The organism is Sphingomonas psychrolutea (assembly GCF_014636175.1).
Lineage (GTDB): Bacteria > Pseudomonadota > Alphaproteobacteria > Sphingomonadales > Sphingomonadaceae > Sphingomonas > Sphingomonas psychrolutea.
The window spans coordinates 201643-224669 of sequence record NZ_BMDW01000001.1; the positions used below are offsets into that span (position 1 = coordinate 201643).

Annotated in this window: 18 protein-coding genes; 9 read left to right on the plus strand and 9 right to left on the minus strand. The window is 64.5% G+C overall.

Annotated features, from left to right (window positions below; genetic code table 11):
• The first annotated feature begins 96 nt into the window (after positions 1–96).
• The gene (locus tag IEV62_RS00990; RefSeq protein ID WP_188445014.1) at positions 97–906 is read left to right on the plus strand and encodes a TorF family putative porin; all 810 of its coding nucleotides are present in this window, start codon (positions 97–99) and stop codon (positions 904–906) included.
• Positions 907–1160: 254 nt separating this feature from the next.
• Here the strand turns inward: IEV62_RS00990 and IEV62_RS00995 are convergent, their stop codons facing one another.
• From IEV62_RS00995 to sppA, 5 genes are all read right to left on the minus strand, one after another.
• On the minus strand, positions 1161–1574 hold the full coding sequence (locus tag IEV62_RS00995) for a DUF3035 domain-containing protein (protein WP_188444901.1): 414 nt from the start codon (positions 1572–1574) through the stop codon (positions 1161–1163).
• On the minus strand, positions 1567–2118 hold the full coding sequence (lspA, locus tag IEV62_RS01000; RefSeq protein ID WP_188444902.1) for a signal peptidase II: 552 nt from the start codon (positions 2116–2118) through the stop codon (positions 1567–1569). Before lspA ends, IEV62_RS00995 begins: the two co-directional genes overlap by 8 nt.
• Positions 2115–5054: an isoleucine--tRNA ligase gene (gene ileS / locus IEV62_RS01005; RefSeq protein ID WP_188444903.1), complete on the minus strand. Its 2940-nt coding sequence runs from the start codon at positions 5052–5054 to the stop codon at positions 2115–2117. Before ileS ends, lspA begins: the two co-directional genes overlap by 4 nt.
• A gap of 282 nt (positions 5055–5336) precedes the next feature.
• Positions 5337–5921 (minus strand): GNAT family N-acetyltransferase, encoded by a 585-nt coding sequence (locus IEV62_RS01010; RefSeq protein WP_188444904.1) that lies wholly within the window; start codon positions 5919–5921, stop codon positions 5337–5339.
• Positions 5918–7795, minus strand: coding sequence for a signal peptide peptidase SppA (gene sppA, locus IEV62_RS01015; protein ID WP_188444905.1), 1878 nt, complete (start codon positions 7793–7795; stop codon positions 5918–5920). The genes IEV62_RS01010 and sppA overlap by 4 nt, the downstream gene beginning before the upstream one ends.
• Before the next feature lie 212 nt (positions 7796–8007).
• Between sppA and groES the strand changes: the two genes are divergently transcribed.
• From groES to IEV62_RS01030, 3 genes are all read left to right on the plus strand, one after another.
• Positions 8008–8295 carry a co-chaperone GroES gene (groES, locus tag IEV62_RS01020; RefSeq protein WP_188444906.1) on the plus strand — a complete coding sequence of 96 codons (288 nt, stop codon included), beginning with the start codon at positions 8008–8010 and terminating at the stop codon, positions 8293–8295.
• Between the two features lie 87 nt (positions 8296–8382).
• Positions 8383–10023 carry a chaperonin GroEL gene (gene groL / locus IEV62_RS01025; RefSeq protein ID WP_188444907.1) on the plus strand — a complete coding sequence of 547 codons (1641 nt, stop codon included), beginning with the start codon at positions 8383–8385 and terminating at the stop codon, positions 10021–10023.
• Between the two features lie 214 nt (positions 10024–10237).
• Positions 10238–10804 carry a Uma2 family endonuclease gene (locus tag IEV62_RS01030; protein ID WP_188444908.1) on the plus strand — a complete coding sequence of 189 codons (567 nt, stop codon included), beginning with the start codon at positions 10238–10240 and terminating at the stop codon, positions 10802–10804.
• 20 nt (positions 10805–10824) lie between these two features.
• Here IEV62_RS01030 and IEV62_RS01035 read toward each other — a convergent pair whose 3' ends face one another.
• From IEV62_RS01035 to IEV62_RS01045, 3 genes are all read right to left on the minus strand, one after another.
• A complete protein-coding gene (locus tag IEV62_RS01035; protein ID WP_229732742.1) occupies positions 10825–11352 on the minus strand; it encodes a hypothetical protein in 528 nt (175 codons plus the stop codon).
• 85 nt (positions 11353–11437) lie between these two features.
• Positions 11438–11917 carry a GNAT family N-acetyltransferase gene (locus IEV62_RS01040; protein ID WP_188444909.1) on the minus strand — a complete coding sequence of 160 codons (480 nt, stop codon included), beginning with the start codon at positions 11915–11917 and terminating at the stop codon, positions 11438–11440.
• Positions 11918–12025: 108 nt separating this feature from the next.
• A complete protein-coding gene (locus tag IEV62_RS01045; protein WP_188444910.1) occupies positions 12026–13105 on the minus strand; it encodes a mannose-1-phosphate guanylyltransferase/mannose-6-phosphate isomerase in 1080 nt (359 codons plus the stop codon).
• A gap of 195 nt (positions 13106–13300) precedes the next feature.
• Here IEV62_RS01045 and IEV62_RS01050 point away from each other — a divergent pair, with 195 nt between their 5' ends.
• The 5 genes from IEV62_RS01050 (at position 13301) to IEV62_RS01070 (ending at position 21153) form a co-directional block, all read left to right on the plus strand.
• Positions 13301–14689, plus strand: a complete 1389-nt coding sequence (locus IEV62_RS01050) for a TIGR03013 family XrtA/PEP-CTERM system glycosyltransferase (RefSeq protein ID WP_188444911.1) — start codon at positions 13301–13303, stop codon at positions 14687–14689.
• Between the two features lie 4 nt (positions 14690–14693).
• Positions 14694–16757 carry an XrtA/PEP-CTERM system histidine kinase PrsK gene (gene prsK, locus IEV62_RS01055; RefSeq protein WP_188444912.1) on the plus strand — a complete coding sequence of 688 codons (2064 nt, stop codon included), beginning with the start codon at positions 14694–14696 and terminating at the stop codon, positions 16755–16757.
• 63 nt (positions 16758–16820) lie between these two features.
• On the plus strand, positions 16821–18170 hold the full coding sequence (gene prsR, locus IEV62_RS01060; RefSeq protein ID WP_188444913.1) for a PEP-CTERM-box response regulator transcription factor: 1350 nt from the start codon (positions 16821–16823) through the stop codon (positions 18168–18170).
• Positions 18163–20211 (plus strand): tetratricopeptide repeat protein, encoded by a 2049-nt coding sequence (locus tag IEV62_RS01065; RefSeq protein WP_188444914.1) that lies wholly within the window; start codon positions 18163–18165, stop codon positions 20209–20211. The genes prsR and IEV62_RS01065 overlap by 8 nt, the downstream gene beginning before the upstream one ends.
• 114 nt (positions 20212–20325) lie before the next feature.
• A complete protein-coding gene (locus IEV62_RS01070; protein ID WP_188444915.1) occupies positions 20326–21153 on the plus strand; it encodes an ATP-binding protein in 828 nt (275 codons plus the stop codon).
• Here IEV62_RS01070 and IEV62_RS01075 read toward each other — a convergent pair.
• Positions 21150–22943 (minus strand): ABC-F family ATP-binding cassette domain-containing protein, encoded by a 1794-nt coding sequence (locus tag IEV62_RS01075; protein WP_188444916.1) that lies wholly within the window; start codon positions 22941–22943, stop codon positions 21150–21152. The genes IEV62_RS01070 and IEV62_RS01075 overlap by 4 nt on opposite strands.
• Positions 22944–23027 lie beyond the last annotated feature (84 nt).

A 23027-nucleotide genomic window follows, 5' to 3' on the forward strand; every position in this document is an offset into this window, starting at 1 on the left:
CCCTTACCGGTTAGTAGCGCGGGGAGGCGGATTGCCCCTGACAGACGCTGCACCGGTGAAGCAGGCGGGGACGATCGCATTTTCGAAAGGGAAATGATGCGCATCTCCACAATGACGCTCGGCGCGCTCTTGCTCGCCGCTTCCGCTACCCCTGCCTTTGCGCAGGACGCGCCCACCGCACCGCCGCCGGAGATTACGGTCAACGCGACGGCTGCCATCGTCTCGGACTATCGTTTCCGCGGCATTTCGCAGACCGACAAGCAGTTCGCTTTCCAGGGATCAATCACGGTCACGCACGCCTCGGGCTTCTACGTTTCGGCATGGGGGTCGTCGGTGACCGATTATGTCGTTGCCGGCGGCAATGCGCGGCAGGAAATCGATCTGATCGCGGGCTACAGCAAGACCATCAACGGCATCAAGCTGGATGGCGGCGTGCTCTATTATTTCTACCCGCGCGACAAGACGCCGGGAGTCCATTCGGATTTCTTCGAGCCGTATGTCGATATCTCGACGACGCTCGGCCCGGTCACCGCCAAGGCAACGGTGAACTACGCGCCGAAGCAGAAGGCTCTGGCGCTCGATCAGACTGGCGTCGGCAGCTCGTTCAACAGCCGTAGCCGCGATAACGTCTATCTCGCGGGTGACTTTACCGGCGCGATCCCGAAGACACCGTTCAGCCTCACTGCGCATCTCGGCCATACCTTCGGCACCAGCTGGCTGGCATCGTCGTTCGGCAAGGGCAAGGAACAGGACGGCTATACCGATTGGGCTTTGGGCGTCACCGCGACCTACAAGGTGCTGACGCTCGGCGTGAGCTATGTCGACACCGACGCGAAGTTCAACAATCTGGTTGGCGCCGTTGAAAGCAAGAGCGGCGTGGTCGCGTCGCTGACGGCAAGCTTCTAGAACGCGATGACATCTGACGGTCCCCTCCCCTTCAGGGGAGGGGCTGGGGGTGGGGCGTATCAGTCTCACCGAGACCGACGCATCCGTGGAGAGGCCCCACCCCACCCCCTCCCCTGAAGGGGAGGGGCTTGCCGGATCAACGTAACGTCATCGCGCTCTAACACCTCCCGTCCGCCAAAGCGAAAAGGCCGCGTACCGGATGATCCGGTACGCGGCCTTTTTCGTGCCAGCGGTTCGCTCCGCGCGGCGACGGTTTACTTTGGCGTTGCAGCCTTTGCGTTCTGGCCGTCGCCCTCGGGGGCTGCGACCACGTCGCGTGTCGTCGCACCCTTGTCGACCACGGTCGTACCCGGGTCGCCCACGGTCGAGCGGATGCCGGGGTCGTCGCTGTCGACACCCGCCGCCGCGATCGTCGCGGTTTCGCCTGCGCTGCGCTGTGCCGTACCGCCGAACAAAGCGTCGAGCGCCTGCGCATTGGGGCTCACGTCATTGGCACGCGGCGCACCCGGGCGCGGCGGGGTCAGCGAGAAATCGGGCGGGATCACCAGCGGTGCCTGACGCGCCACCGCGAATTCGTCGGGGCCGGTGCGCCCAAGCTTGTTGGTTGCGCAGCCCGACGCCAGGGCAACCAGCGCGAGACCGGCGATGAGGGTGGTGGCTTTACGCATGATGTGTCTCCGTTACGCCCTGTTCTGACGCAGAATTGGGGCCGGAATCTGTCCCCGATTCCGCTTTCGGTGCATCTCGTACCAGAAGCGCGCGCGCGAACAAGATCAGCACGCCGATCGTAATCGCCGCATCGGCCAGGTTGAACACCAGAAACGGCTGCCAGCTGCCAAAATGCAGATCGGCCCAGTCGACGACATAGCTGAAGCGAATGCGATCGAGGATATTCCCGATCGCCCCGCCGAGCACCAGCCCGAGCCCGATCTGGTCGATCCGGTTGCGCTCGCGCAGCATCCACACCAGCACGCCGAGCGCGATCGCCCCCGTCATCGCCACCAGCAGCCAGCGCGCCATCGGATCGTCCGCGCGCATAAGTCCGAGCGATACGCCGCGATTGGCGACGAAACGCACGTTGAAGAACTCCGTCACATAATGCGCGTTGGTCAGCTCGTTCAGCCGCATGACATCGGTGACGCCATATTTCGTGGCCTGATCGGCCACGAACAGCAGCGCGGCGGTGGCGAACCCGGCAAAAGGAAGTTTCATGCGACCACCTTTGCGCAACGGTCGCACAGATCGCCATCTTCCACCACTTCGGGCAGGCACCGCCAGCAACGACCGCACTTGTGAAAGTTCGTTTTCGTGACCTGATAATAGGGAGCTGGTTCGTTGCCATCGTCCCACGTCACCTTGGCGACGATGCAGATCTCGGCGAAATTGATCGAGCGCACATCCTGGCTGAAAGGGGCGTAGACGCTGATGTCGACCTCGTTGCTCGACCGCACGATCTTCTCACGACGCACCGGCTCAATCGCCTCGTTTACCCTGTCACGTAGTTCCCGAACCTTGCGCCATTTGTCGGCAAGGTCCCGGTCCTGCGGCAGAAACGGTACTTCGGGCCACTCCAGCAAATGCACTGAACCATTCTCGCTCGGGAAACGGTCCTGCCACACTTCCTCGGCGGTGAAGCACAACACCGGCGCGGCGTAGCGCACCAGCGCATGGAACAGCGTGTCGAACACCGTGCGCACGGCACGCCGCTTGGGGTCGGTCGGCGCATCGCAATACAGCGAATCCTTGCGGATATCGAAGTAGAAGGCCGACAGATCCTCCTGCGCGAATTCGGTCAGCAGCCGGACATAGCTGTTGAAATCGTACACCAAAACCGCCGCGCGCAACTTCGCGTCGAGCTCCGCGAGCAGATGGAGCACATAGCGCTCCAGCTCGGGCATCTCCGCCACCGGCAGCCGCTCCGCCTCCTCGAACCCATCCAAAGCGCCGAGCAAATAGCGGAAGGTGTTGCGCAGCTTGCGATATTGGTCGGAGACGCCGTTGAGGATTTCCTTGCCGATGCGGTGGTCCTCGGTGAAATCGACCGATAGCGCCCACAGCCGCAGGATGTCCGCGCCCGATTCCTTCATCAAATCGAGCGGGTTGATCGTGTTGCCGAGGCTCTTGGACATCTTCATGCCCTTCGAATCCATCGTGAAGCCGTGCGTCAGCACCGCATCGTACGGCGCGCGTCCGCGCGTGCCGCACGCTTCCATCAGCGACGACTGGAACCAGCCGCGATGCTGGTCCGAGCCTTCGAGATAGAGATCGGCGGGCCATTGCAGATCGGGCCAGCGCCCGCTCTCGAGCACGAAGGCATGCGTGCAGCCGCTGTCGAACCACACGTCGAGAATGTCGGTGACGCGCTCATAATCGGCGAGGTCATAGTCGGGGCCTAGCAGGTCTTGCGCGGCTTCCTCCGTCCACGCATCGACGCCCTGCTCGCGCACCGCTGCGACGATGCGGGCGTTGACGGCGGGGTCCACCAGATATTGGCCGGTCTTGCGATCGACGAACAGCGTGATCGGCACGCCCCACGCGCGCTGGCGGCTGATCACCCAATCGGGGCGCCCGGCGACCATCGCGGTGATGCGGTTCTGGCCCTTGGGCGGATACCAGGTGGTGACTTCGATGGCGCGCAGGGCGGTTTGACGAAGGCTAAGCCCCTCCCCTTCAGGGGAGGGGTTGGGGTGGGGCGTCTCCGCGGGCGATACCGCTTGCGGCACGGCCCCACCCCCAGCCCCTCCCCTGAAGGGGAGGGGAGAAAGCGGCACATCCATCGGAATAAACCATTGCGGCGTAGCCCGAAAAATCACCTTCGCCTTCGAACGCCACGAATGCGGATAGGAATGCGCAAAATCATCGCTCGCCGCGAGCAACGCACCGACGCCGCGCAAATCCGAACAGATCGGCCCCTCGGCGGAGACGAACTTCTTGTTGATCACCGATCCCTGCCCGCCGAGCCACGCCCAATCGTCGCGATACATCCCCGCGCCATCGACCGCGAAGACCGGCTCAATGCCGTATTGCTTGCACAGCAGGAAATCGTCCTCGCCATGATCGGGCGCCATATGGACGAGCCCGGTGCCCGCGTCGGTGGTGACGAAATCACCCGGCAGGAACGGCCGCGGCTTCGCGAAGAAGCCGCCAAGTTCGTGCATCGGATGGCGCGCGGTGGCGCCTTTAAATTGTGTCCCTTTACCGCTCCAGACAATCTCTTGGGCAGCAGCAGTTTGCTTTCCTCGAGAAAATGATGGGTCGACGAGTTCTTTGGCAACGACAATAGTCTTACCAAACCAAGGAGAAACTGCAGGGCCTTCGTGGAAAGCATGGCCAACGCGAATGGCAACATACTCGATCTCCGGCCCATAGCTCAGCGCCTGGTTCACCGGGATCGTCCACGGCGTCGTCGTCCAGATCACCGCATGCGCGCCGACCAGCTCGGGTGCGTTCGGCGCGTCGACGATCTCGAACGCCACGTCGATCTGCGTCGACACGACGTCCTCATATTCGACCTCGGCCTCGGCTAGCGCGGTCTTTTCGACGGGCGACCACATCACCGGCTTGGCACCGCGATAGAGCTGGCCGCTCTCCGCGAACTTCATCAGCTCGGTGACGATCGTCGCTTCCGCCGCGAAATCCATCGTCAGATAGGGATGGTCCCAATCGCCATTGATGCCGAGCCGCTTCAACTGCTCGCGCTGCACATCGACCCAATGCTGCGCGTACGCCCTGCACTCGGCGCGGAATTCGGCCGGCGGCACCTCGTCCTTATTCAGCTTCTTCGCGCGGTATTTTTCCTCGACCTTCCACTCGATCGGCAGGCCGTGGCAGTCCCAGCCGGGCACATAGGGCGCGTCCTTGCCGAGCAGACTCTGCGTGCGGCACACCGTGTCCTTGAGGATATGGTTGAGCGCATGGCCGATATGCATGTCGCCATTCGCATAAGGCGGTCCGTCATGCAGGATGAACTTCTCCCGCCCTGCCCGCGCCGCGCGCGTCTTTTCATACAGGTCCATCGCCTGCCAGCGCGCGAGGATGCCGGGCTCCTTGGCGGGCAGGCCGGCCTTCATCGGAAAATCGGTCTTCGGCAGGAAGACGGTGTCGCGCCAATCGCGCTGGGCGGGTGCTGTGTCTGGGGTGTCGGTCATTTGAGTGCGGCCTTAGCCGAGGGGCGGCGCTCTATAAACCCCCTCCGACATGATCCGCGTAGCGGCGCAATCTCTCTTCTTGGTGGCTTTGCGCCTTTGTGTGAGCCCGATTTTCTCACACAAAGACGCAAAGCCACCAAGAAGAAGAGATGCGCCCGCCGCGAACGCCCCTCCGCGTCCTCCGCGCCTCTGCGCGAACCAACCTTTTTTTGTTCGCGCAGAGGCGCAGAGGACGCAGAGAAGAAGGGAGATGGAACCGCTTCGCGGGAAGTCAGCGCGGCGTCACCAATCCCACACCATCCCCGTCTCGCTGAACGGTTTGGGCTCCATCGGCGGCATCGTCGCGTCGTTGAGTTCGCATTGCCAGAAGCCGACGTCGATCCAGCGCCCGTCTTTATAGCCGACTTCGCGCAGCACGCCGGTGCGCTTGAAGCCGACCGATTCGTGCAGCCGGATCGAATGATCGTTGGGCAGCGCGATCACGCCGATCGCATGGGTGAAGCCCTGCGCGCGCACCGTGTCGATCAGCGCGTCATACAACTGCCGCCCGTTGCCGCGGCCAGCGGTACCTTCGAGCAGATAGACCGTCGTCTCGATCGTGTAGCGATACGCCGGACGATCGCGGAACGCCGAGGCATAGGCATAGCCGAGCACTTCCCCGTCCGCCGCCGCCATGGCCACCAGCCACGGATATTTGCCCTCGGACGAGGCCATCCGCTGCCGCATCACATGCTCGGTCGGCGCCTTGAGTTCGAACGAGACGGTGCCGCGTTCGACATAGGGCCGATAGATCGCGGCGATCGCGGCGGCATCGTCGGGCGTCGCCGGCCGGATCGCGATCTTGGTCGGTGCCGGATCGACGTTCACAGGCCAATCCGCGCCAAGACCAAATCGACCAGCCGCGCATCGCCCGCACGCGGCGTGTTACCGCCGAGACCGTCGCACTCAAGGCAGCGTGCCTGGATCGCCGCGCCGGTGCCGATCCGCTTCATATCGCCCAGCGCGCGTGCGAACACCGCGCGACGCTCGGCCGCCATCCGCGTGAAGGCATCGCCGGCCGACGTATCGTCATCCTTGTTCGATTCGAGGATCTGCGCGAAGAATTTCGCCCAAGCGCTCGGCTTCTTCTCAAGATATTCGGCATGCACGTCGTCGGGCTTCAGACCCGCGCGCTTCGCCGCCTCGGCGATCGCATCATTCAGCCCACCGAAGCGATCGACCAGCCCGATTTGCCGCGCGGTGCCGCCATCCCAGACGCGACCCTGACCAATTTCATTGACGCGCGTCATGCTCAGCTTGCGCGCATTCGCCACGCGCGTGATGAACTGGCGATAGCCATTCTCGATCCCCGCCTGGAAAATCGCATCGGTCTCAGGATTGGTGCCGCCGTAAATGTCAGGCTGGCCCGACAGCGGCGTGGTGCGCACGCCGTCGGTGGTGAGCCCGATCTTCTTGAGCGTATTCTCGAAGGTCGGGATGATTCCGAAAATGCCGATCGACCCGGTGATCGTCGTCGGCTCGGCAAAGATCATGTCGCCCGCGGTCGCAACCCAATAACCACCTGATGCGGCGACGCTGCCCATCGAAATCACGATCGGCAATTTCTGCGCCTTCGCTTCCTGAATCGCGCGGCGCATGTCCTCCGACGCGAGCGCCGAACCGCCCGGTGAATCGACGCGTACGACCAGCGCCTTCAGATCCTTCTTAGCCAACGCATCCAGCACGAGCTTGACGACCGTATCGGACCCGACGCTGCCGCCGTTCGATTTGCCGTCGACGATGTCGCCTGCGATCGTCAGCACGCCGATCTTGCTGCCGTTGGTCGGCAAGGGGTTGTCGGCGACATAGGCATCGTATTTGATCGTCTTGTACGTGCCCGCCGCCTTGTCGGTGTCGGCCCCGGCAATCTCGGCCACGCGCTTGCCGAAATCGAGCCGGCTGCCGAGCTTGTCGACGATCCCGGCATCGAGATTGGCCTTGGCGATGTCACCCTGAGCAGCGGTGATGACCGCGCCCGGCGTCGCGAGGAACGGCTGGAACTTCGCCTTGGGCCGCGCCTTGGTGATCGCTTCCTGCCACTGCGCGAACAGCACCTGGTACAGCTTGACCACTTCTTCCTTCGCCTCGGGCGAGGCTTCGGTGCGGGTATAGGGTTCGACGAACGACTTGTACTTGCCGACGCGGTAGACGTGCGCGTTGACGCCGAGCTTGTCGATCAGCCCCTTATAATAAAGCTGCGATCCACCCGGACCCATGAACAGCGTGCCGCCCATCGGGCTCATCCAGATTTCACTGGCATTGGCGGCAAGGCGATAGGCGGAATCGGTATAGGCAGTGGCGAAGGCCAGCACCGGCTTCTTGGTATCGCGGACACGGCGGATCGCATTGGCAACTTCGTCGACTGCCGCCGGATAGCCGCCGCCGAACGAATCCAAATCGAGCACCACCACTTTGACGCGGTCGTCCTTGGCCGCCTTGTCGAGGCTGCGCACGACATCGCGCAGGCGGAACTCATTTGCTCTGCCGCCGCCGCTAAGGCCGGCGAATGGGTCGGACTCGGCGGGCTGCTCGACGATCGCGCCGTTGAGCTTGAGCACCAGCGCGCCGTCGCGCACCGCGACCGTGCTCGGTTTGGCCGAAAGCCCGGCAAACAGCAGACCGAAAAACAACAGCATCGCGATCAGGACGAGCCCGTCCTTGATGCCGACCAGAATCTTCCATGCGCCCCGTACCAGTTTCACTTCGCCGCTCCCTGCTTGGCGCAAATAGGCCTTAGGGCTAGGGCAAGCGCGGGCACGAGTAAATGCGTGTTGCGTCGCTAACACGCATTATTTTTGTCCCGCAATTGGCCCCGCCACCGGTTGACGCGGGACAGAGGCGACATCATATGCGCCGTGCTGGCACTCACCACCGGCGAGTGCTAACAATCGTTCATTATAGAAGGACTTCGCGCATGAACTTTCGTCCGTTGCACGACCGCGTCCTCGTCCGCCGCGTAGAGGCAGAAGAGAAGACCGCGGGCGGGATCATCATCCCCGAAACCGCTAAGGAAAAGCCGCAGGAAGGCGAAGTCGTCGCCGTCGGCACCGGTGCCCGCAACGAAGCCGGGGAAATTCACCCGCTCGAAGTCAAGGCCGGCGACAAGATTCTGTTCGGCAAATGGTCGGGCACCGAGGTCAAGGTCGACGGTGAAGACCTGTTGATTATGAAGGAATCGGACATTCTCGGCATCGTTGGCTAATCCTGACTTTGTGTTGGAAACGTTGGAATTTCGACGTTTTATGCCTAAACTTAGCCTAAACTTCCATTTTGAAAGGGTAGCCTCACCATGGCATCCAAGGACGTAAAATTCGGGCGTGACGCCCGCGAACGTATTCTTCGCGGCGTGGACATCCTCGCCGACGCGGTAAAGGTCACGCTGGGGCCAAAGGGCCGCAACGTCGTGATCGACAAGAGCTTCGGCGCACCGCGCATCACCAAGGACGGCGTTACCGTCGCCAAGGAAATCGAGCTCAAGGACAAGTTCGAGAACATGGGCGCGCAGATGCTGCGCGAAGTCGCCTCCAAGACCAACGACGTCGCCGGCGACGGCACGACCACTGCGACCGTTCTGGCGCAGGCGATCGTCCGTGAAGGCATGAAGTCGGTTGCGGCCGGCATGAACCCGATGGACCTGAAGCGCGGCATCGACCTTGCGGTCGTTGAAGTCGTCAAGGATCTCCAGGCGCGCTCCAAGCCCGTCTCGGGCACCAAGGAAATCGCCCAGGTCGGCATCATCTCCGCCAATGGCGACACCGTCGTCGGCGAGAAGATCGCTGAGGCGATGGAAAAGGTCGGCAAGGAAGGCGTGATCACCGTCGAGGAAGCCAAGGGGCTCGAGTTCGAACTCGACGTCGTCGAAGGCATGCAGTTCGACCGTGGCTATCTCTCGCCATACTTCATCACCAACCCCGAGAAGATGTCGGTCGAGCTTCAGGACCCCTATATCCTGATCCATGAGAAGAAGCTGTCGAACCTGCAGGCGATGCTCCCGATCCTGGAAGCCGTCGTTCAGTCGGGCCGTCCGCTGCTGATCATCGCCGAGGATATCGAGGGTGAGGCTCTGGCCACGCTCGTTGTCAACAAGCTGCGCGGCGGCCTCAAGGTCGCAGCGGTCAAGGCACCGGGCTTCGGCGATCGTCGCAAGGCGATGCTCGAAGACATCGCGATCCTGACCAAGGGCGAGATGATCTCGGAAGACCTCGGCATTAAGCTCGAGTCGGTCACGATCGGCATGCTCGGCACCGCCAAGCGCGTCACGATCGACAAGGACAACACCGTCATCGTCGACGGTGCCGGTGACCATGACGCGATCAAGGGCCGCACCGATGCGATCCGTCAGCAGATCGAGATCACGACGAGCGACTACGACAAGGAGAAGCTCCAGGAGCGTCTCGCCAAGCTTGCTGGCGGCGTTGCTGTCATCAAGGTCGGCGGTTCGTCGGAAGTCGAAGTCAAGGAGCGCAAGGACCGCGTCGACGACGCGCTGCACGCAACCCGCGCAGCCGTTGAAGAAGGCATCGTCCCGGGCGGCGGCACGGCATTGCTGTACGCGACCAAGTGCCTCGAAGGCATGACCGGCGCGAACGAAGACCAGACCCGCGGCATCGACATCGTCCGCAAGGCGCTGACCTCGCTGGTTCGCCAGATCGCACAGAATGCGGGCCATGATGGTGCCGTCGTCTCGGGCAAGCTGCTCGACGGCAACGACCCCACGATGGGCTTCAATGCTGCGACCGACACGTACGAGAACCTCGTCGAAGCCGGCGTGATCGACCCGACCAAGGTCGTCCGCACCGCGCTGCAGAACGCGGCGTCGGTCTCGGGCCTGCTCATCACGACCGAAGCGGCCGTGTCCGAACTGGCCGAAGACAAGCCCGCAATGCCTATGGGCGGCGGCATGGGCGGCATGGGCGGTATGGATTTCTGAGCCAACGCGGCCTGGAATGGCGCATGCTATTCCAGGACTCGCGTGGCTCCGGACGGCGGGTCGGCGGCAATGCCGTCGAACCCGTCCGACGAGCACCGGCTTTGCCGGTGCCGGAAGCCCGCATCTCCCAGCCCCAAAGCTGGACACAAGCAAAGGGCCGGGGATCACTCCCCGGCCCTTTGTCTTGCCCGTCGCGCGATGCTAAACATCGCCGATGGCCACACCCTTCGCTAACGACTCCGCTAACGGAAAGGTCGATATCGACGCCTTTCTCGACATGGATTTCGGTGGGCGAAAAGCCGAACTCGATGATGGCGTCATCTTTATGATGGCGGGCGGCAGCATCGAACATGCCGGAGTCGCCGCCAACATCATCATGACCCTTGGCCCCAAATTACGCGGGACAGGCTGTCGCCCCTTCGGCTCGGACCTTGCGGTGCAGACCGGCCCGCGCTCGATCCGCTACCCCGATGTCAGCATTTTCTGCCGCCCGCATGCCGATGACGGAGACCGCAACAAGCTGATCGGCCAGCCGCGCGCCGTGTTCGAAGTGTTGTCCCCCTCGACCATGCTGCTCGACGAGCGGACCAAAGTGCCGGAGTATCAGGCGCTGGCCGATGTTCAGGATATCGTCCTGATTGATCCCGACACGCGCCGGGTCCGACACATACAGCGCACCGGCCCGCACGGCTGGTCCGACCAATGGGTCGAAACCGGCGCGATCCATCTCACCTCGATCGGCCTCGACCTATCGCTGGACGATCTTTTCGCACAGGACTGACCGACGGGTCAGCCGCCGGGTCAGCCGCCGGGCAATTCCGGCACGTCGGATACGGCCTCGGCCGTTGGTGCCGCCGGCACGGCGCAACGCCGCGTCAGCCCGATACCCTTCAGATACGCCCGCCGGACCGAACCGCCATAGACGGCCGCCTCTACGCGGCGCTGCTGCTTGTCGGCCCCGGTCAGCACCCGCACAATGCCGAGTCCCGGGATCAGCGTATTGACGGCGGTGCGCGCCGCCAGCGCGGCCATTTCGGCGCGTTGATTCTTGGTCACGCCCGGCGCATCGACATCACGGCCAAGCGCTTCGTCGAGCTGTCGCACCTCACCCGCAATCGCCCGGCAGTTGCGGGTATTGACCGACGAATAGGGTGCCGACGCCGCCAGTTGCAGGATTTCGGGGATCTTCTCGTCCTTGATCCGCGTGTCGCGCAGCGGCTGAGTGAGCGCCTTGCCGACGCTGTTATCCTGCGTCCCGTCGGCATGGGCGGCGAGCGGTGCCAGCGCCATTGCCACCATAGTCGCCGTGATGAATGTCCGCCGCATCATTGTTTCCCTCATAGGTTTGCAATGCCATGACGCCCGTCGACACCGATTGTTCCGGCAGCGCGACGATCCGGCACGCGCGGTGGCCTCATCCGATCGGATACCGCATCGCGATGTTGCATCGCTCATATCGAGAACCGAACTCTTCCATAATCTTGGCATCGTGGACGAAGCCGAGCTTTTCGTAGAGGTGGATCGCTGCCGCACTCTTGGCATTGCTCAGCAAATAGAGCCGCTCCGCCCCCATTTCGCGCGCGCGTGCGATGATCGCCTGGAGCAAAAATTCACCGGCCTTGCGCCCGCGCGCCGCCTCCAGCACACCCATCTTGGTCAGTTCGAACTGGCGTTCACCGGTCTTTTGTAGCGCGCACGCGCCGACGATACCGAGCCCGTCCGCCTCCACGAACAGAATATCCCCGCCCGAAGCGATGATCCGCGCGCGCGGGTTCTCCAGCACGTCGCGGTCGGTCTGCTCGATCCGGTACATCGCGCCGATCCACTGCGCGTTGATATCGTGGAAGGCCTGGGCGAGGTCGTCACGGAAGCGGTGGGTTGTCAGGGCGGGCATGGCCCTGATCTTATCCGAACTACCCGCCGCGGCAAAGCCGCGTCGTCGGTCGGTGCCTAGGCACCGCCGTCCGGAGCTCGCCGCTTCGCGCCGCTCGATTTAGCTGCGCTAAATCTTGGGTGCGCTCGCTTTCATCTTCTTGATCAGCGCTTTCACTTCCTGGCTGCGCCCGCGCGGCAGGATCAGCACATCGGTGCCGCTGGCGACGACGATCAAATCCTCGACTCCGACCATCGCGATCCGCAGTCCGTCGCTACGCACCAGGCAGTTTGCGGTGTCGATCGCGATGACCTCGCCGCCCTCACCGGTCGCGTGCGCATTGCCGTCTTTATCCAGATCGCTGATCTCGTGCAGCGCGTCCCAGCTACCAAGGTCGCTCCATCCCATGCTGACCGGTACGACGGCGACGCGGTCGGCCTTTTCCATTACCGCATAATCGATCGAGTCGGACGGGGCAGCCGCGAACGCGTCGGCATCGGGATAAATGCGCGCGCCCTCGTGCCGCGCGGCGTCCATCGCGTGCCGGCACGCCGCCAGCATCGCCGGATCATGAATCGCCAGCGCACTGAGATAGGCATCGGCGCGGAACAGGAAGATCCCGCCATTCCACGCATGATCGCCCGCCGCGAGCATGGCTTCGGCCGCATCGCGCGGCGGCTTTTCGACGAAGCTCGCGACGCGATGCACCCCACCCGAAATCTCGTCCCCGACCTTGATCCAGCCATAGCCGGTTTCGGGCGCGTGCGGATCGATCCCGAACGTCACCAGCCAGCCATCCACAACCAGCGGCAGCGCGGCATCGACTGCGGCGTGGAAGGCAGCGACATCGGCAATGACGTGATCGGATGGCATCACCAGCAACGGCGCCGCGCCGCCCCCCGCCGCAATCGCCGCCAGCGCGATCGCCGGCGCAGTATTGCGGCCGACCGGTTCAAGGATCAGCGCCTGCGCCGCCGCATCCACCGCCACCAACTGCGCCTCGACCAGATCGGCATGTTGAGCGTTGGCGACCACAATTGGCGCGGCGAAGCCGTCACCGCGCGCGCGCTGCGCGGTCAGTTGCAGCATCGTCTCTTGCGCCGTCAGCGCCAGCATTTGCTTGGGCATGGCCGGAGTCGACAGCGGCCATAGCCGCGTACCCGAGCCGCCCGACAAAATGACAGGAACGATCGGCGTCGAATGCTGCATGCGGGAAGTCCTCCGGGTGGCAAACGCTGTAACGCGGTGCCGGTGCCAGCGTAACTGACGAGGATCAAGTGCGATCCCCGGATCGCCATTTGCGTTCAGCCTTTCTTTGTCAATTTCTGCGACATCGGCGCGGTCGGTGTCGGTTTTCTTGACATGGGCCGTGGCAGTCAGTGCCCCGCAGACAAGGCGCGCGCGATGATCAGGGTGTTCAAACACTATATCCCCAATGCCGTGCTGCTGCTCGGTCTGTTCGATCTCGTCCTGCTGATCGTGGCGGGCGAGGTCGGCTATACGCTGCGGATGGGCCAGGTCGGGATGCCGATCACGCCGATCGCGACGCGCATCCCGCAACTCCTGACGTTCGCTGGCAGCCTCGAGATGGCGATGATCGCGGTTGGTGTTTATAGTGCCGGAGCGTTGCAATCGCTCCGCTATGCGACGGCGCGCTTGCTGGTGGCGGTTTCGCTGGGCGTAATCTTCCTGAGCGTGATTTATTTCCTGCTGCCGGCCGCCACCTTCTGGCGCTCGAACCTGCTCTATTCGATGGGCATCGCCGCCGCTTTGTTGATCGCGCTGCGCATTCTGGTGGGCAAGCTGATCGGCGGTCAGGCGTTCAAGCGGCGCGTGGTGGTGCTGGGTGCGGGCGCGCGCGCGGCGCGGCTGAAGGCACTCGCCCAGACCCCAGGCGCGGGGTTCGTCGTCGTCGGCTATATCTCGATGAGCGAGCCCGCGCGCGTCATTCCCGAGGCGATCGCACGCGATGCGATCTACAATCTCGCCGACCATGTCGTGCTGCTCAACGCCAGCGAAGTGGTGCTCGCGCTCGAAGAACGCCGCAATGCGCTGCCGCTCAAGGATTTGCTGCGGATCAAGACGACCGGCGTCCATGTCAACGAAATCTCGACCTTCCTCGAACGCGAAACCGGGCGCGTCGACTTGCAAAGCGTCAATCCGAGCTGGCTGATCTTTTCCGACGGATTTTCGTCCGGGCGGATGCTGTCGAGCATCTTCAAACGTCTGTTCGATATTACCGCCAGTACGCTGCTGCTGACGCTCACGCTGCCGCTGATCATCGTCACCGCCATCGCGGTCAAGGTCGAAAGCAAGGGCCCGGCCTTTTATCGTCAGCGGCGCGTCGGGCTGTACGGCGTTGGCTTCGACTGCGTGAAGCTACGCTCGATGCGGCAGGACGCCGAGGTCGCAGGGCAAGCGGTATGGGCCGAGAAGGACGACCCGCGCATCACGCGAATCGGCCGGATCATCCGCAAGCTGCGGATCGACGAATTGCCGCAGACCTGGTCGGTGCTGAAGGGCGAAATGAGCTTTGTCGGCCCACGCCCCGAACGCCCGCAATTCGTCGAGGATCTCGAGCAGCAGCTCAATTATTATGCCGAGCGTCATATGGTGAAGCCGGGCATCACCGGCTGGGCGCAAATCAACTATCCCTATGGCGCGTCGATCGAGGACAGCCGCCAGAAGCTCGAATACGACCTGTATTACGCGAAAAACTATTCACCCTTCCTCGACCTGTTGATCCTGCTCCAGACGATCCGCGTCGTGCTGTGGCCCGAGGGCGCACGGTAACGCGATGACGGGCCCGGCCACCCTCATCCTGTGGAGCCATGCACTCGCGGCCTTGCTGTTCGCCGGCGTCGCGCTGACGCGGCTGCGCGCCGATGCGGTGACGGCCGCGGCGGCATTGCCGCGCCTGACCTTCGTCATCGCGCTCGGCACGACGGCGTTATGGGCGCTGGCGGTGGCCGGCATCGGGGCGAGCGATGTCGTCACCTGCATTGCCGAAGCGGCGCGCAACCTCGCCTGGCTGGGCTTCATGTACGCGCTGATCCGCCGCGACCGGCGCAGCCAGGAGCACCGCGCGGTCACGATCATCTACGGCGTCGTGACGCTGGTCGTGCTGACCGGGGCAGGCCTCGCCGTGGTCGAGGAAGCCGTTGGCGCGGCTGCCGTTCCGCCGCTTGCCGCCGTCGGAATCGTGCTCCGGATGATGGTCGCGGTCGGGGCGTTGCTATTGGTCCACCACCTCTATGCGGCGGTCGCCCCGCGTGCACGCGGCGGGATTCGGCTGGTGGTGGTGGCGCTCTCGGCGATGTGGGGCGTCGATTTTCTGCTCTACGCCGCGCTCTACGCAGGCGATGCCGCGCCGAGCGCGTTGATCGCGGGACGCGGCTGCGTGATGGCGCTGGCCGCGCCGGTCCTCGCCATCGCGGTGCAGCGCAACGGCGACTGGACGCTGCATTTGTCGCGCACCGTCGCGTGGCAGACGCTCTCCTTCGCCGCGACGCTGCTTTATGCGGCGGCGATGCTTGCCGCGACCAGCATGATCGCGAGCGTGAGCGGCGACAATGCCCGGCTGTGGCAAACAGCGTTCGTGTTCGGATCGACCGCAGCGGGCCTGACGATTCTGTCTTCGCCCTGGGTCAAGGCGTGGACTAAGGTCAAGGTCGCCAAACATCTCTTCCGCCATCGCTATGATTACCGCGTCGAATGGATTCGCTTCACCGATACGCTCGGCAAGCCCGACGGGGCCGCCCCGCTCGACCAGCGGATCGTCAAGGCGGTCGCCGACCTGACCGATTCGCCGGCTGGGCTGTTGCTGGTGCCCGATGGCCCTGGGCTTGGCACTGGTGCCGGATGGAATTGGGAAGCGCCGAGCGCAGGCGCCGATGCGCGCCTCGTCGCGCACCTCTCCGACAGCGGTCGGATCGTCGAGCTCGATAGCATCCGCGCCGATACCGCCGAGCCGATCGAGGCGGCAAGCGTTCCGGTGTGGATGCTCGATGGCGACGGCTGGGTACTGGTGCCGTTGGTCCACCTTGGCCGCTTGCAGGGCGCCATCCTGCTCGCGCGCCCACCGGTCGACCGCGCGCTCGACTGGGAGGATTTCGATCTGTTGCGGATCGCCGGCCGCCAGGTCGCGAGCTATCTGGCCGAGGCGCGCGCGCAGGAAGCGCTGGCCGAGGCCGAACGCTTCGACGAATTCAACCGCCGTTTCGCCTTCATTCTGCACGACATCAAGAACCTCGTCAGCCAGTTGACGCTGGTTGCGCGTAATGCCGAACGCCATGCCGACAACCCGGCCTTCCGCGCCGACATGGTCGCGACATTGCACGATTCGGCGGGGCGGATGAACGATCTGCTCGCGCGCTTGTCGCAGAACCACCGGGCGCGCGGCGAGGATCTGCGTGCGGTCGATGTGCTGCCGCTGGTCGAACAGGTCGCCGCGCGCCGCCGCGTGCAGCATCCGATCGTGATCATTGGCACGTCCGGCCTGCTCGCCCAGGCCGACCCAGCTCGGCTCGAGCAATTGCTCGGCCATCTTGTCCAGAATGCGATCGAGGCAAGCCCGCCGACCGATCCCGTCACGATCTCGCTGACCAGGGAAGGGGATAGGGTGCTGCTATCGGTGATCGACCAGGGCTGCGGCATGACCCCGGCCTTCCTGCGCGACCAACTGTTCAAGCCGTTCGTGTCGTCAAAGCCCGGCGGCTTCGGCATTGGCGCGTTCGAAGCGAAGCAATTGGCCGAAGCGATGGGCGGCAGCGTCGCGGTCGACAGCCGCCCCGGCGAGGGCACGGTTTTCCGCGTGATGCTCCCGGCGGCACGCGCGCTCACGCTGGATCAGGCGGCATGACGAGCGCCAATCTCCTTTTTCTCCCCGTCCTGGAAGGGAGGGGAGTCCGCTTCGGATCGCTCTATGACCGATAAACCCAAACTCCTGATCGTCGAGGACGATCTCGGCCTGCAACGCCAACTGCGCTGGGCGTATGAAGGCTATGAGGTCATCACCGCGGTCGACCGGGCGACCGCGCTCGACGCCGTGCGCGCGGAGGAACCCGCCGTCGTCACGCTCGATCTCGGCCTGCCGCCCGACCCCGACGGCACGAGCGAAGGCTTTGCCACGCTCGCCGAAATCCTGCGGATCAAGCCCGACACCAAGGTGATCGTCGCCTCCGGCCATGGCGCGCGTGAAAGCGCGCTACAGGCGATTGCCGATGGCGCCTGGGATTTTTATGCAAAACCGATCGATATCGATGCGCTCGGCCTGATCGTCGCGCGCGCCTTTCACGTCCACGCGCTCGAGACCGAAAACCGCCGCCTTGCCGCGCGCGGGACCGCCACCGCGCTTGGCGGGATGATCACCGCTGCACCTGAAATGCTCAAGGTCACGCGCACGATCGAACGCGTCGCGGGCGCCGATGTCTCGGTGATGCTGCTCGGGGCGAGCGGCACTGGCAAAGAAGTGCTTGCGCGCGGGCTCCACGAAACGTCCCCACGCCGGAAGGGCGCGTTCGTCGCGATCAATTGCGCGGCGATCCCCGAAACCTTGCTCGAAAGCGAACTCTTCGGCCACGAGAAAGGCGCGTTCACCGGCGCGGTGAAAATGACCGAGGGCAAGATCGAGCAAGCGCAGGGCGGCACGCTGTTCCTTGACGAGATTGGCGACGTCCCGTTGCCGCTCCAGGTGAAATTGCTGCGCTTTCTGCAGGAACGCACGATCGAGCGGATCGGCGGGCGCAAGGCGATTGCAGTCGATACGCGGATCGTCTGCGCGACGCATCAGGATGTCGATGCGATGGTCGCGGCGGGAAGCTTCCGCGAGGATCTCTATTACCGCCTGGCCGAGATCGTCGTACGCATTCCGTCGCTCGCCGAACGGAGCGGTGATGCCGTCTTGCTCGCGCAGCATTTCCTCAAAAGCTATGCGAAATCGATGCACTCCGCCGTCACCGGCCTGTCGCCCGATGCGCGCGCCGCGATTGCCGCCTGGGGTTGGCCCGGCAATGTCCGCGAGCTCGAAAATCGCATGAAGCGTGCGGTCATCATGGCCGAGGGCAAGCTCGTTACCGCCGCCGACCTCGATCTGCGCGAGGGCGCGCCCGAGCCGCCGATCAATTTGCGCGCCGCGCGCGAAAACGCCGATCGCGCGACAATCGCGCAAGCACTCGCCCGCGCCGAGGGTAACATTTCCAACACTGCTAGGCTGTTAGGGGTGAGCCGGCCCACTCTCTACGACTTGTTGAAGAGCTATGATCTCCATGCGTAACCGCCACCTCTCCATCGCCCTCGGGGGTCTCGCCGCTGCAACCAGCGCGACGCTCCTCGCCTTCGCAACGACCGCACCCGCGAAGGCCGATGCCGCCACCGCGCGCACCGAACTCGCGCAAAGCGTCAGCACCCTGAAGGCGGGAAATTACAGTGCCGCGCGTAGCCACGCGCAGGCGGCGATCAAAGCCGATCCCGGCTGGGGCCTCGCCCACGCCATGCTCGCGCGGAGCTTCCTTGCGCTGGGCGACGGCGTGGCGGCGGAGGGTGAACTCGACCGCGCGCGCGACGTCGGGTTTGATCCCGCGCGCGCGCATCAATTATATGCGCACGCCTGGCTGTTGCAGGGCGATGCGCAGCGCGCGTTCGATGAATCGATCAAGGCCAGCCCACGCTACACAGGCTATGCGATCCGCATCGGTGCGCAGGCCCTGGCCGCGCAGGGCAATGTCGCGCGTGCGCAGGAGGCGCTGAACGCACTGATCGCCGACGCACCCAACGACAGTTTCGCCTTATCCGACCTCGCGCGGATCAAATACCGCGCCGGGGACATGGCCGGGGCGATCGGCGCGGCGCAGCATGCGATCGATCTCGACCCCAACAATGTCGAAGCGCTGACGCTGCGCGGCGAATTGGTGCGGAGCCAATATGGCCTCGTCGCAGCCCTCCCCTGGTTCGAAAATGCGCTGGCGCATGACGCATATTATCACCCAGCGCTGATCGACTATGCCGCCACACTCGGCGACGTCGGGCGCTATGCCGACATGCTCGACGCAACGCGCAAGGCGCTCGCGGCCCGCCCAGGCAGCCCGCAGGCGCTCTATCTCCAGGCGGTGCTCGCCGCGCGCGCAGGCAATGACGATCTCGCCCGCTCGCTGCTGGAGCGCACCAAGGGACAGCTCGGCGGCACACCAGGCGCGCTGCTGCTAGCGGGGACGCTCGCCTATAAGGCGGGGGCGTACCAACAAGCGATCGACAATTGGCGCGCTTTGGTTGGGCAACAACCGACCAATATCGTTGCGCGGCGCTTGCTTGGGGCGGCCTTGCTCCGCGCGGGCGATCCGCGCGGGAGCCTCGACGTGCTGCGCGCCGTTGCACTTCGACCCGATGCCGACAGCTACACCTTATCGCTGGTCGCGCGCGCGTTCGAGCAATCGGGCGAGCGCGATTGGGCCGCGAAATATCTCGATCGCTCGGCCATGCCAGAGATCGTCGGCTCGACCCCGTTCGGCAGCGACACCGGCTTGCCCGCGCTCAGCGAAGCGGCGGCGAACGCGCCCGATGAACCGGTTGTGCAACTTGGGCTGATCCGCGGTCTCATCGATGCGGGCGACACCGCTGCCGCGCTGTCGCGAGCACAGGCGCTGGTCAAGCTCACCCCCGGCGCGCCGCCTGCCCACATCGCGGTTGGCGACACGCTGATGGCGATGAACCGCTATGGCGATGCCGCCGACGCCTACCGCCGCGCCGCCGACATCCGCTTCGACGAGCCGACGATGCTGCGCGCGACCGATGCGCTCGATCGTGCCGGGCGGCGCGCGGAGGCGGCGAATGTGCTCGCGCTGTTCCTGTCGCAAAACCCGCAGAACGTCGCGGCACAGCGGCTGACCGCGCATTGGCAGATTGCTGGCGGCGCGTGGGATGCCGCGATCGAGACGCTCGAATCCTTGCGCCAGCGGATTGGCAATCGCGACGCCGCGCTGCTTGCCGAACTATCCTACGCCTATACCGGCGATGGCGATGGCGATGCGGGCCTCGTTTATGGCAAGGCGGCCTATGCGCTGGCGCCGATGAACCCGGCGGCGAGCGATGCCTATGGCTGGGCGCTCTACGCACAAGGCAAAAGCGAACCGGCGCTGCAATTGCTCGAAAAGGCGGCGTCGATCGCGCCCGATCATGCGGCGCTGCGCTGGCATCTCGGGCAGGCCTATGCCGATCTCGACCGCAAGACCGAAGCCGCGACACAAATCCGCGCGGCGCTGGCCGACCCGAATTTCGGGGATCGTGCGGCGGCACTCGCCGCGTTGAAGGTGCTTGGCTAAGTTCGCGAGCTCGCCTTCTGTTAGTGTCATCCCCGCGAAAGCGGGGACCCAGCTCCGGCGGCACGTGATGGGTCCCCGCTTTCGCGGGGATGACAGTCAGGATAAGGGGGCGGCATGGCTCTTCCCCCCCCCGACCCGCTCCTCCGCATCGCCGAAGCCCTCGAACGCCTTGCGCCGCCCATCGCGGTCGCCTCTGATCCGCTCGCCCACCCGGCCTATGTCTGGCGCGGCGCGGTGCTCGAAAGCGTGCGCGACTTCCGCCCACAGCCGCTCGACCGGCTGCACGGGATTGATGCGCAAAAAACGGCTTTGCTCGGCACCGTGCGGCATTTGGCCGAGCGCGCGGCAGCGCATGACGTTTTGTTATGGGGCGCGCGCGGGTCGGGCAAATCGGCGTTGGTGAAGGCGGTTGCCGGCGCGGTGCAGGCCGAGCGCGGCAGCGCGCTCGCCTTGGTCGAGATCGTGACACCGCGCCTCGATACTCTGCCCGCTCTGTTCGCGCAGATCGCCAATCTGCCCCGTGCGTACCTGCTGTTCCTCGACGATCTCGGTTTCGACGCGGCTGCCGACGGGCGGGCGTTGCGCTCGATGCTCGATGGCGGGGCGGAGGCGCGGCCCGCCAATGCGCGGCTGGTCGTCACCTCGAACCGCCGCCACCTCGTCCCGCGCGAGATGATCGATCAGCCGAGTGCGGTAAACCCGCGCGATGCCGCCGATGACGGGCTAGCGCTCGCCGATCGCTTCGGCCTTAGTCTCGGCTTCCACGTCGTCGATCAGGACGGCTATCTCGCGATCGTCGCGGGCTATACGCAGGCCTATGACTTGCCGTTCGATCCGGCCGACGCGATCGGCTGGGCGACGCGGCGCGGCAGTCGCTCGGGGCGCGTGGCGTGGCATTACATCACCGATTTGGCGGGTCGGCACGGACGGGCGTTGGCCTAAGCCAGCGCTTCAACCATCTCCGCCAGTTCGAGCCAGCGCAGTTCGGCGAGCGTCTTGTCTTCCTGCGCCTGGCCAATCGCTTCCATCAGCCGCTCGAACGCATCGGGGTCGCGCGTGTAGAGATCGGGGTCTTCGAGGAGCGTTTGATCGCGCGCAATCGCGGCGTCGAGCGCTTCGATCCGCTTGGGCAGCAAATCGTAATCGCGCTGATCCTTATAGGTCAGCTTGACCTTTGCGCCCGGCACCGCCGCGGCGGCGGCCGAGGTAGCGTTTTTAGCGATCGATCCGCGCTTGGTCGGCGCGTTCGCCTTGCGGCGACGCTCCCAATCCTCATAGCCGCCCGCCACGACATCGACCGTCCCCGAGCCGTCGAGCCCGAGCGTAATCGTCACGGTGCGATCAAGAAAGTCGCGATCGTGGCTGACGATCAGCACGGTACCGTCATAATCGCCGATCACGTCCTGCAGCAGGTCGAGCGTTTCGAGATCGAGGTCGTTGGTCGGCTCGTCGAGCACGAGCAAATTGCTCGGCTTGGCGAATTCGCGCGCGAGCAGCAGCCGCGAGCGCTCGCCACCCGACAGCGTGCCGATCTTGGCATCGAGCACGCCGGGTTCGAACAGGAATTCCTTCAAATAGCCGATCACATGCTTGCGGATGCCCTGCACCTCGACCCAGTCGCCGCCGTCGGCGAGCACGTCGCGAATCGTCTTGTCGGGCTCCATCTTGCTGCGCTGCTGATCGATCACGATCCGCTCGATCGTCTTGGCGAAGCGGATCGTGCCGCCGTCGGGTTCAAGCTCGCCGGTCAACAGCTTGAGCAAGGTCGATTTGCCCGCACCGTTCGCGCCGACGATCCCGATCCGGTCGCGCCGCGTGACCTTCAGCGTCAAATCGCCGATGATCGTCCGCTCGCCGAACGCCTTGGAGATGTGCTTGGCGTCGATCACCACTTTCGACTTGGCGTCGTCGGTGCCGATCGTGAGGTTGGCGGAACCCTGCGGCCCGACCATCGCCGAACGTTCCGCGCGCATCTCGACCAGCTTGGTCAGGCGCCCTTGGTTGCGCTTGCGCCGCCCGGTGACGCCGCGCAGCAGCCAATGTTCTTCCAGCTTCAGCTTGGCGTCGAGCTTCTCGGCATTGCGCGCTTCGTCGGCATAGACCGCCTCGGTCCACGCATCGAACCCGCCAAAGCCGATCTCGGCACGGCGCAAATTGCCGCGGTCCATCCACAACGTCTGTTTGGTCAGCTTGGTCAGGAAGGTGCGGTCATGGCTGATCACGACGAACGCGCCGCGAAAGCGCTGCAGCCATTCCTCGATCCATTCAATCGCACCGATGTCGAGATGGTTGGTCGGCTCGTCGAGCAGCAAGACGTCGGGGTTTTGCGCGAACGCGCGGACGATCGCGGCGCGACGGCGCTCACCGCCCGAGGCCTTGGCGGCTTCGCGCGTCAGATCGATGCCGAGCTGATCGGCGATTGCTTCCGCCTCATGCCGCTGCGGCGCATCGTCGCCCGACAGGACATAATCGGCCAGCGTCGCAAAGCCGGTCATTGCCGGTTCCTGTTCGAGCAGGATCACGCGCGTCCCCGGCACGATCGTGCGGCGCCCCTCGTCCGAATCGATGATGTTGCCGAGCAGCTTCATCAGCGTGGTCTTGCCCGCGCCGTTGCGCCCGATCAGCGCGAGCCGGTCGCGCGGGCCGACGTGGATGTCCAATCCTCGAAAGAGCCAACCGGAGCCCTGAATGACTCCGAGATTTTCGTAAGCTAGGATTGGTGCTGCTGCCATAGCATGCGCGTTACTGCGGTGCAGCATAACCCGCAACCTTACAAGTTACTGAGCGGTGCATTCACAAGCTGTTCAATGCGTGTC

What these genes read in the sequence shown, in the direction of transcription:
- groL (WP_188444907.1), top strand. Translation starts at nt 8,383, where the DNA reads ATGGCATCCAAGGACGTAAAATTCGGGCGTGACGCCCGCGAACGTATT.
- IEV62_RS01065 (WP_188444914.1), top strand. Translation starts at nt 18,163, where the DNA reads ATGCGTAACCGCCACCTCTCCATCGCCCTCGGGGGTCTCGCCGCTGCA.
- IEV62_RS01075 (WP_188444916.1), bottom strand. Translation starts at nt 22,943, where the DNA reads ATGGCAGCAGCACCAATCCTAGCTTACGAAAATCTCGGAGTCATTCAG.
- IEV62_RS01035 (WP_229732742.1), bottom strand. Translation starts at nt 11,352, where the DNA reads ATGATGCGGCGGACATTCATCACGGCGACTATGGTGGCAATGGCGCTG.
- IEV62_RS00990 (WP_188445014.1), top strand. Translation starts at nt 97, where the DNA reads ATGCGCATCTCCACAATGACGCTCGGCGCGCTCTTGCTCGCCGCTTCC.
- lspA (WP_188444902.1), bottom strand. Translation starts at nt 2,118, where the DNA reads ATGAAACTTCCTTTTGCCGGGTTCGCCACCGCCGCGCTGCTGTTCGTG.
- prsK (WP_188444912.1), top strand. Translation starts at nt 14,694, where the DNA reads ATGACGGGCCCGGCCACCCTCATCCTGTGGAGCCATGCACTCGCGGCC.
- IEV62_RS01050 (WP_188444911.1), top strand. Translation starts at nt 13,301, where the DNA reads ATGATCAGGGTGTTCAAACACTATATCCCCAATGCCGTGCTGCTGCTC.
- groES (WP_188444906.1), top strand. Translation starts at nt 8,008, where the DNA reads ATGAACTTTCGTCCGTTGCACGACCGCGTCCTCGTCCGCCGCGTAGAG.
- IEV62_RS01030 (WP_188444908.1), top strand. Translation starts at nt 10,238, where the DNA reads ATGGCCACACCCTTCGCTAACGACTCCGCTAACGGAAAGGTCGATATC.
- ileS (WP_188444903.1), bottom strand. Translation starts at nt 5,054, where the DNA reads ATGACCGACACCCCAGACACAGCACCCGCCCAGCGCGATTGGCGCGAC.
- prsR (WP_188444913.1), top strand. Translation starts at nt 16,821, where the DNA reads ATGACCGATAAACCCAAACTCCTGATCGTCGAGGACGATCTCGGCCTG.
- IEV62_RS01070 (WP_188444915.1), top strand. Translation starts at nt 20,326, where the DNA reads ATGGCTCTTCCCCCCCCCGACCCGCTCCTCCGCATCGCCGAAGCCCTC.
- IEV62_RS01040 (WP_188444909.1), bottom strand. Translation starts at nt 11,917, where the DNA reads ATGCCCGCCCTGACAACCCACCGCTTCCGTGACGACCTCGCCCAGGCC.
- IEV62_RS00995 (WP_188444901.1), bottom strand. Translation starts at nt 1,574, where the DNA reads ATGCGTAAAGCCACCACCCTCATCGCCGGTCTCGCGCTGGTTGCCCTG.
- IEV62_RS01045 (WP_188444910.1), bottom strand. Translation starts at nt 13,105, where the DNA reads ATGCAGCATTCGACGCCGATCGTTCCTGTCATTTTGTCGGGCGGCTCG.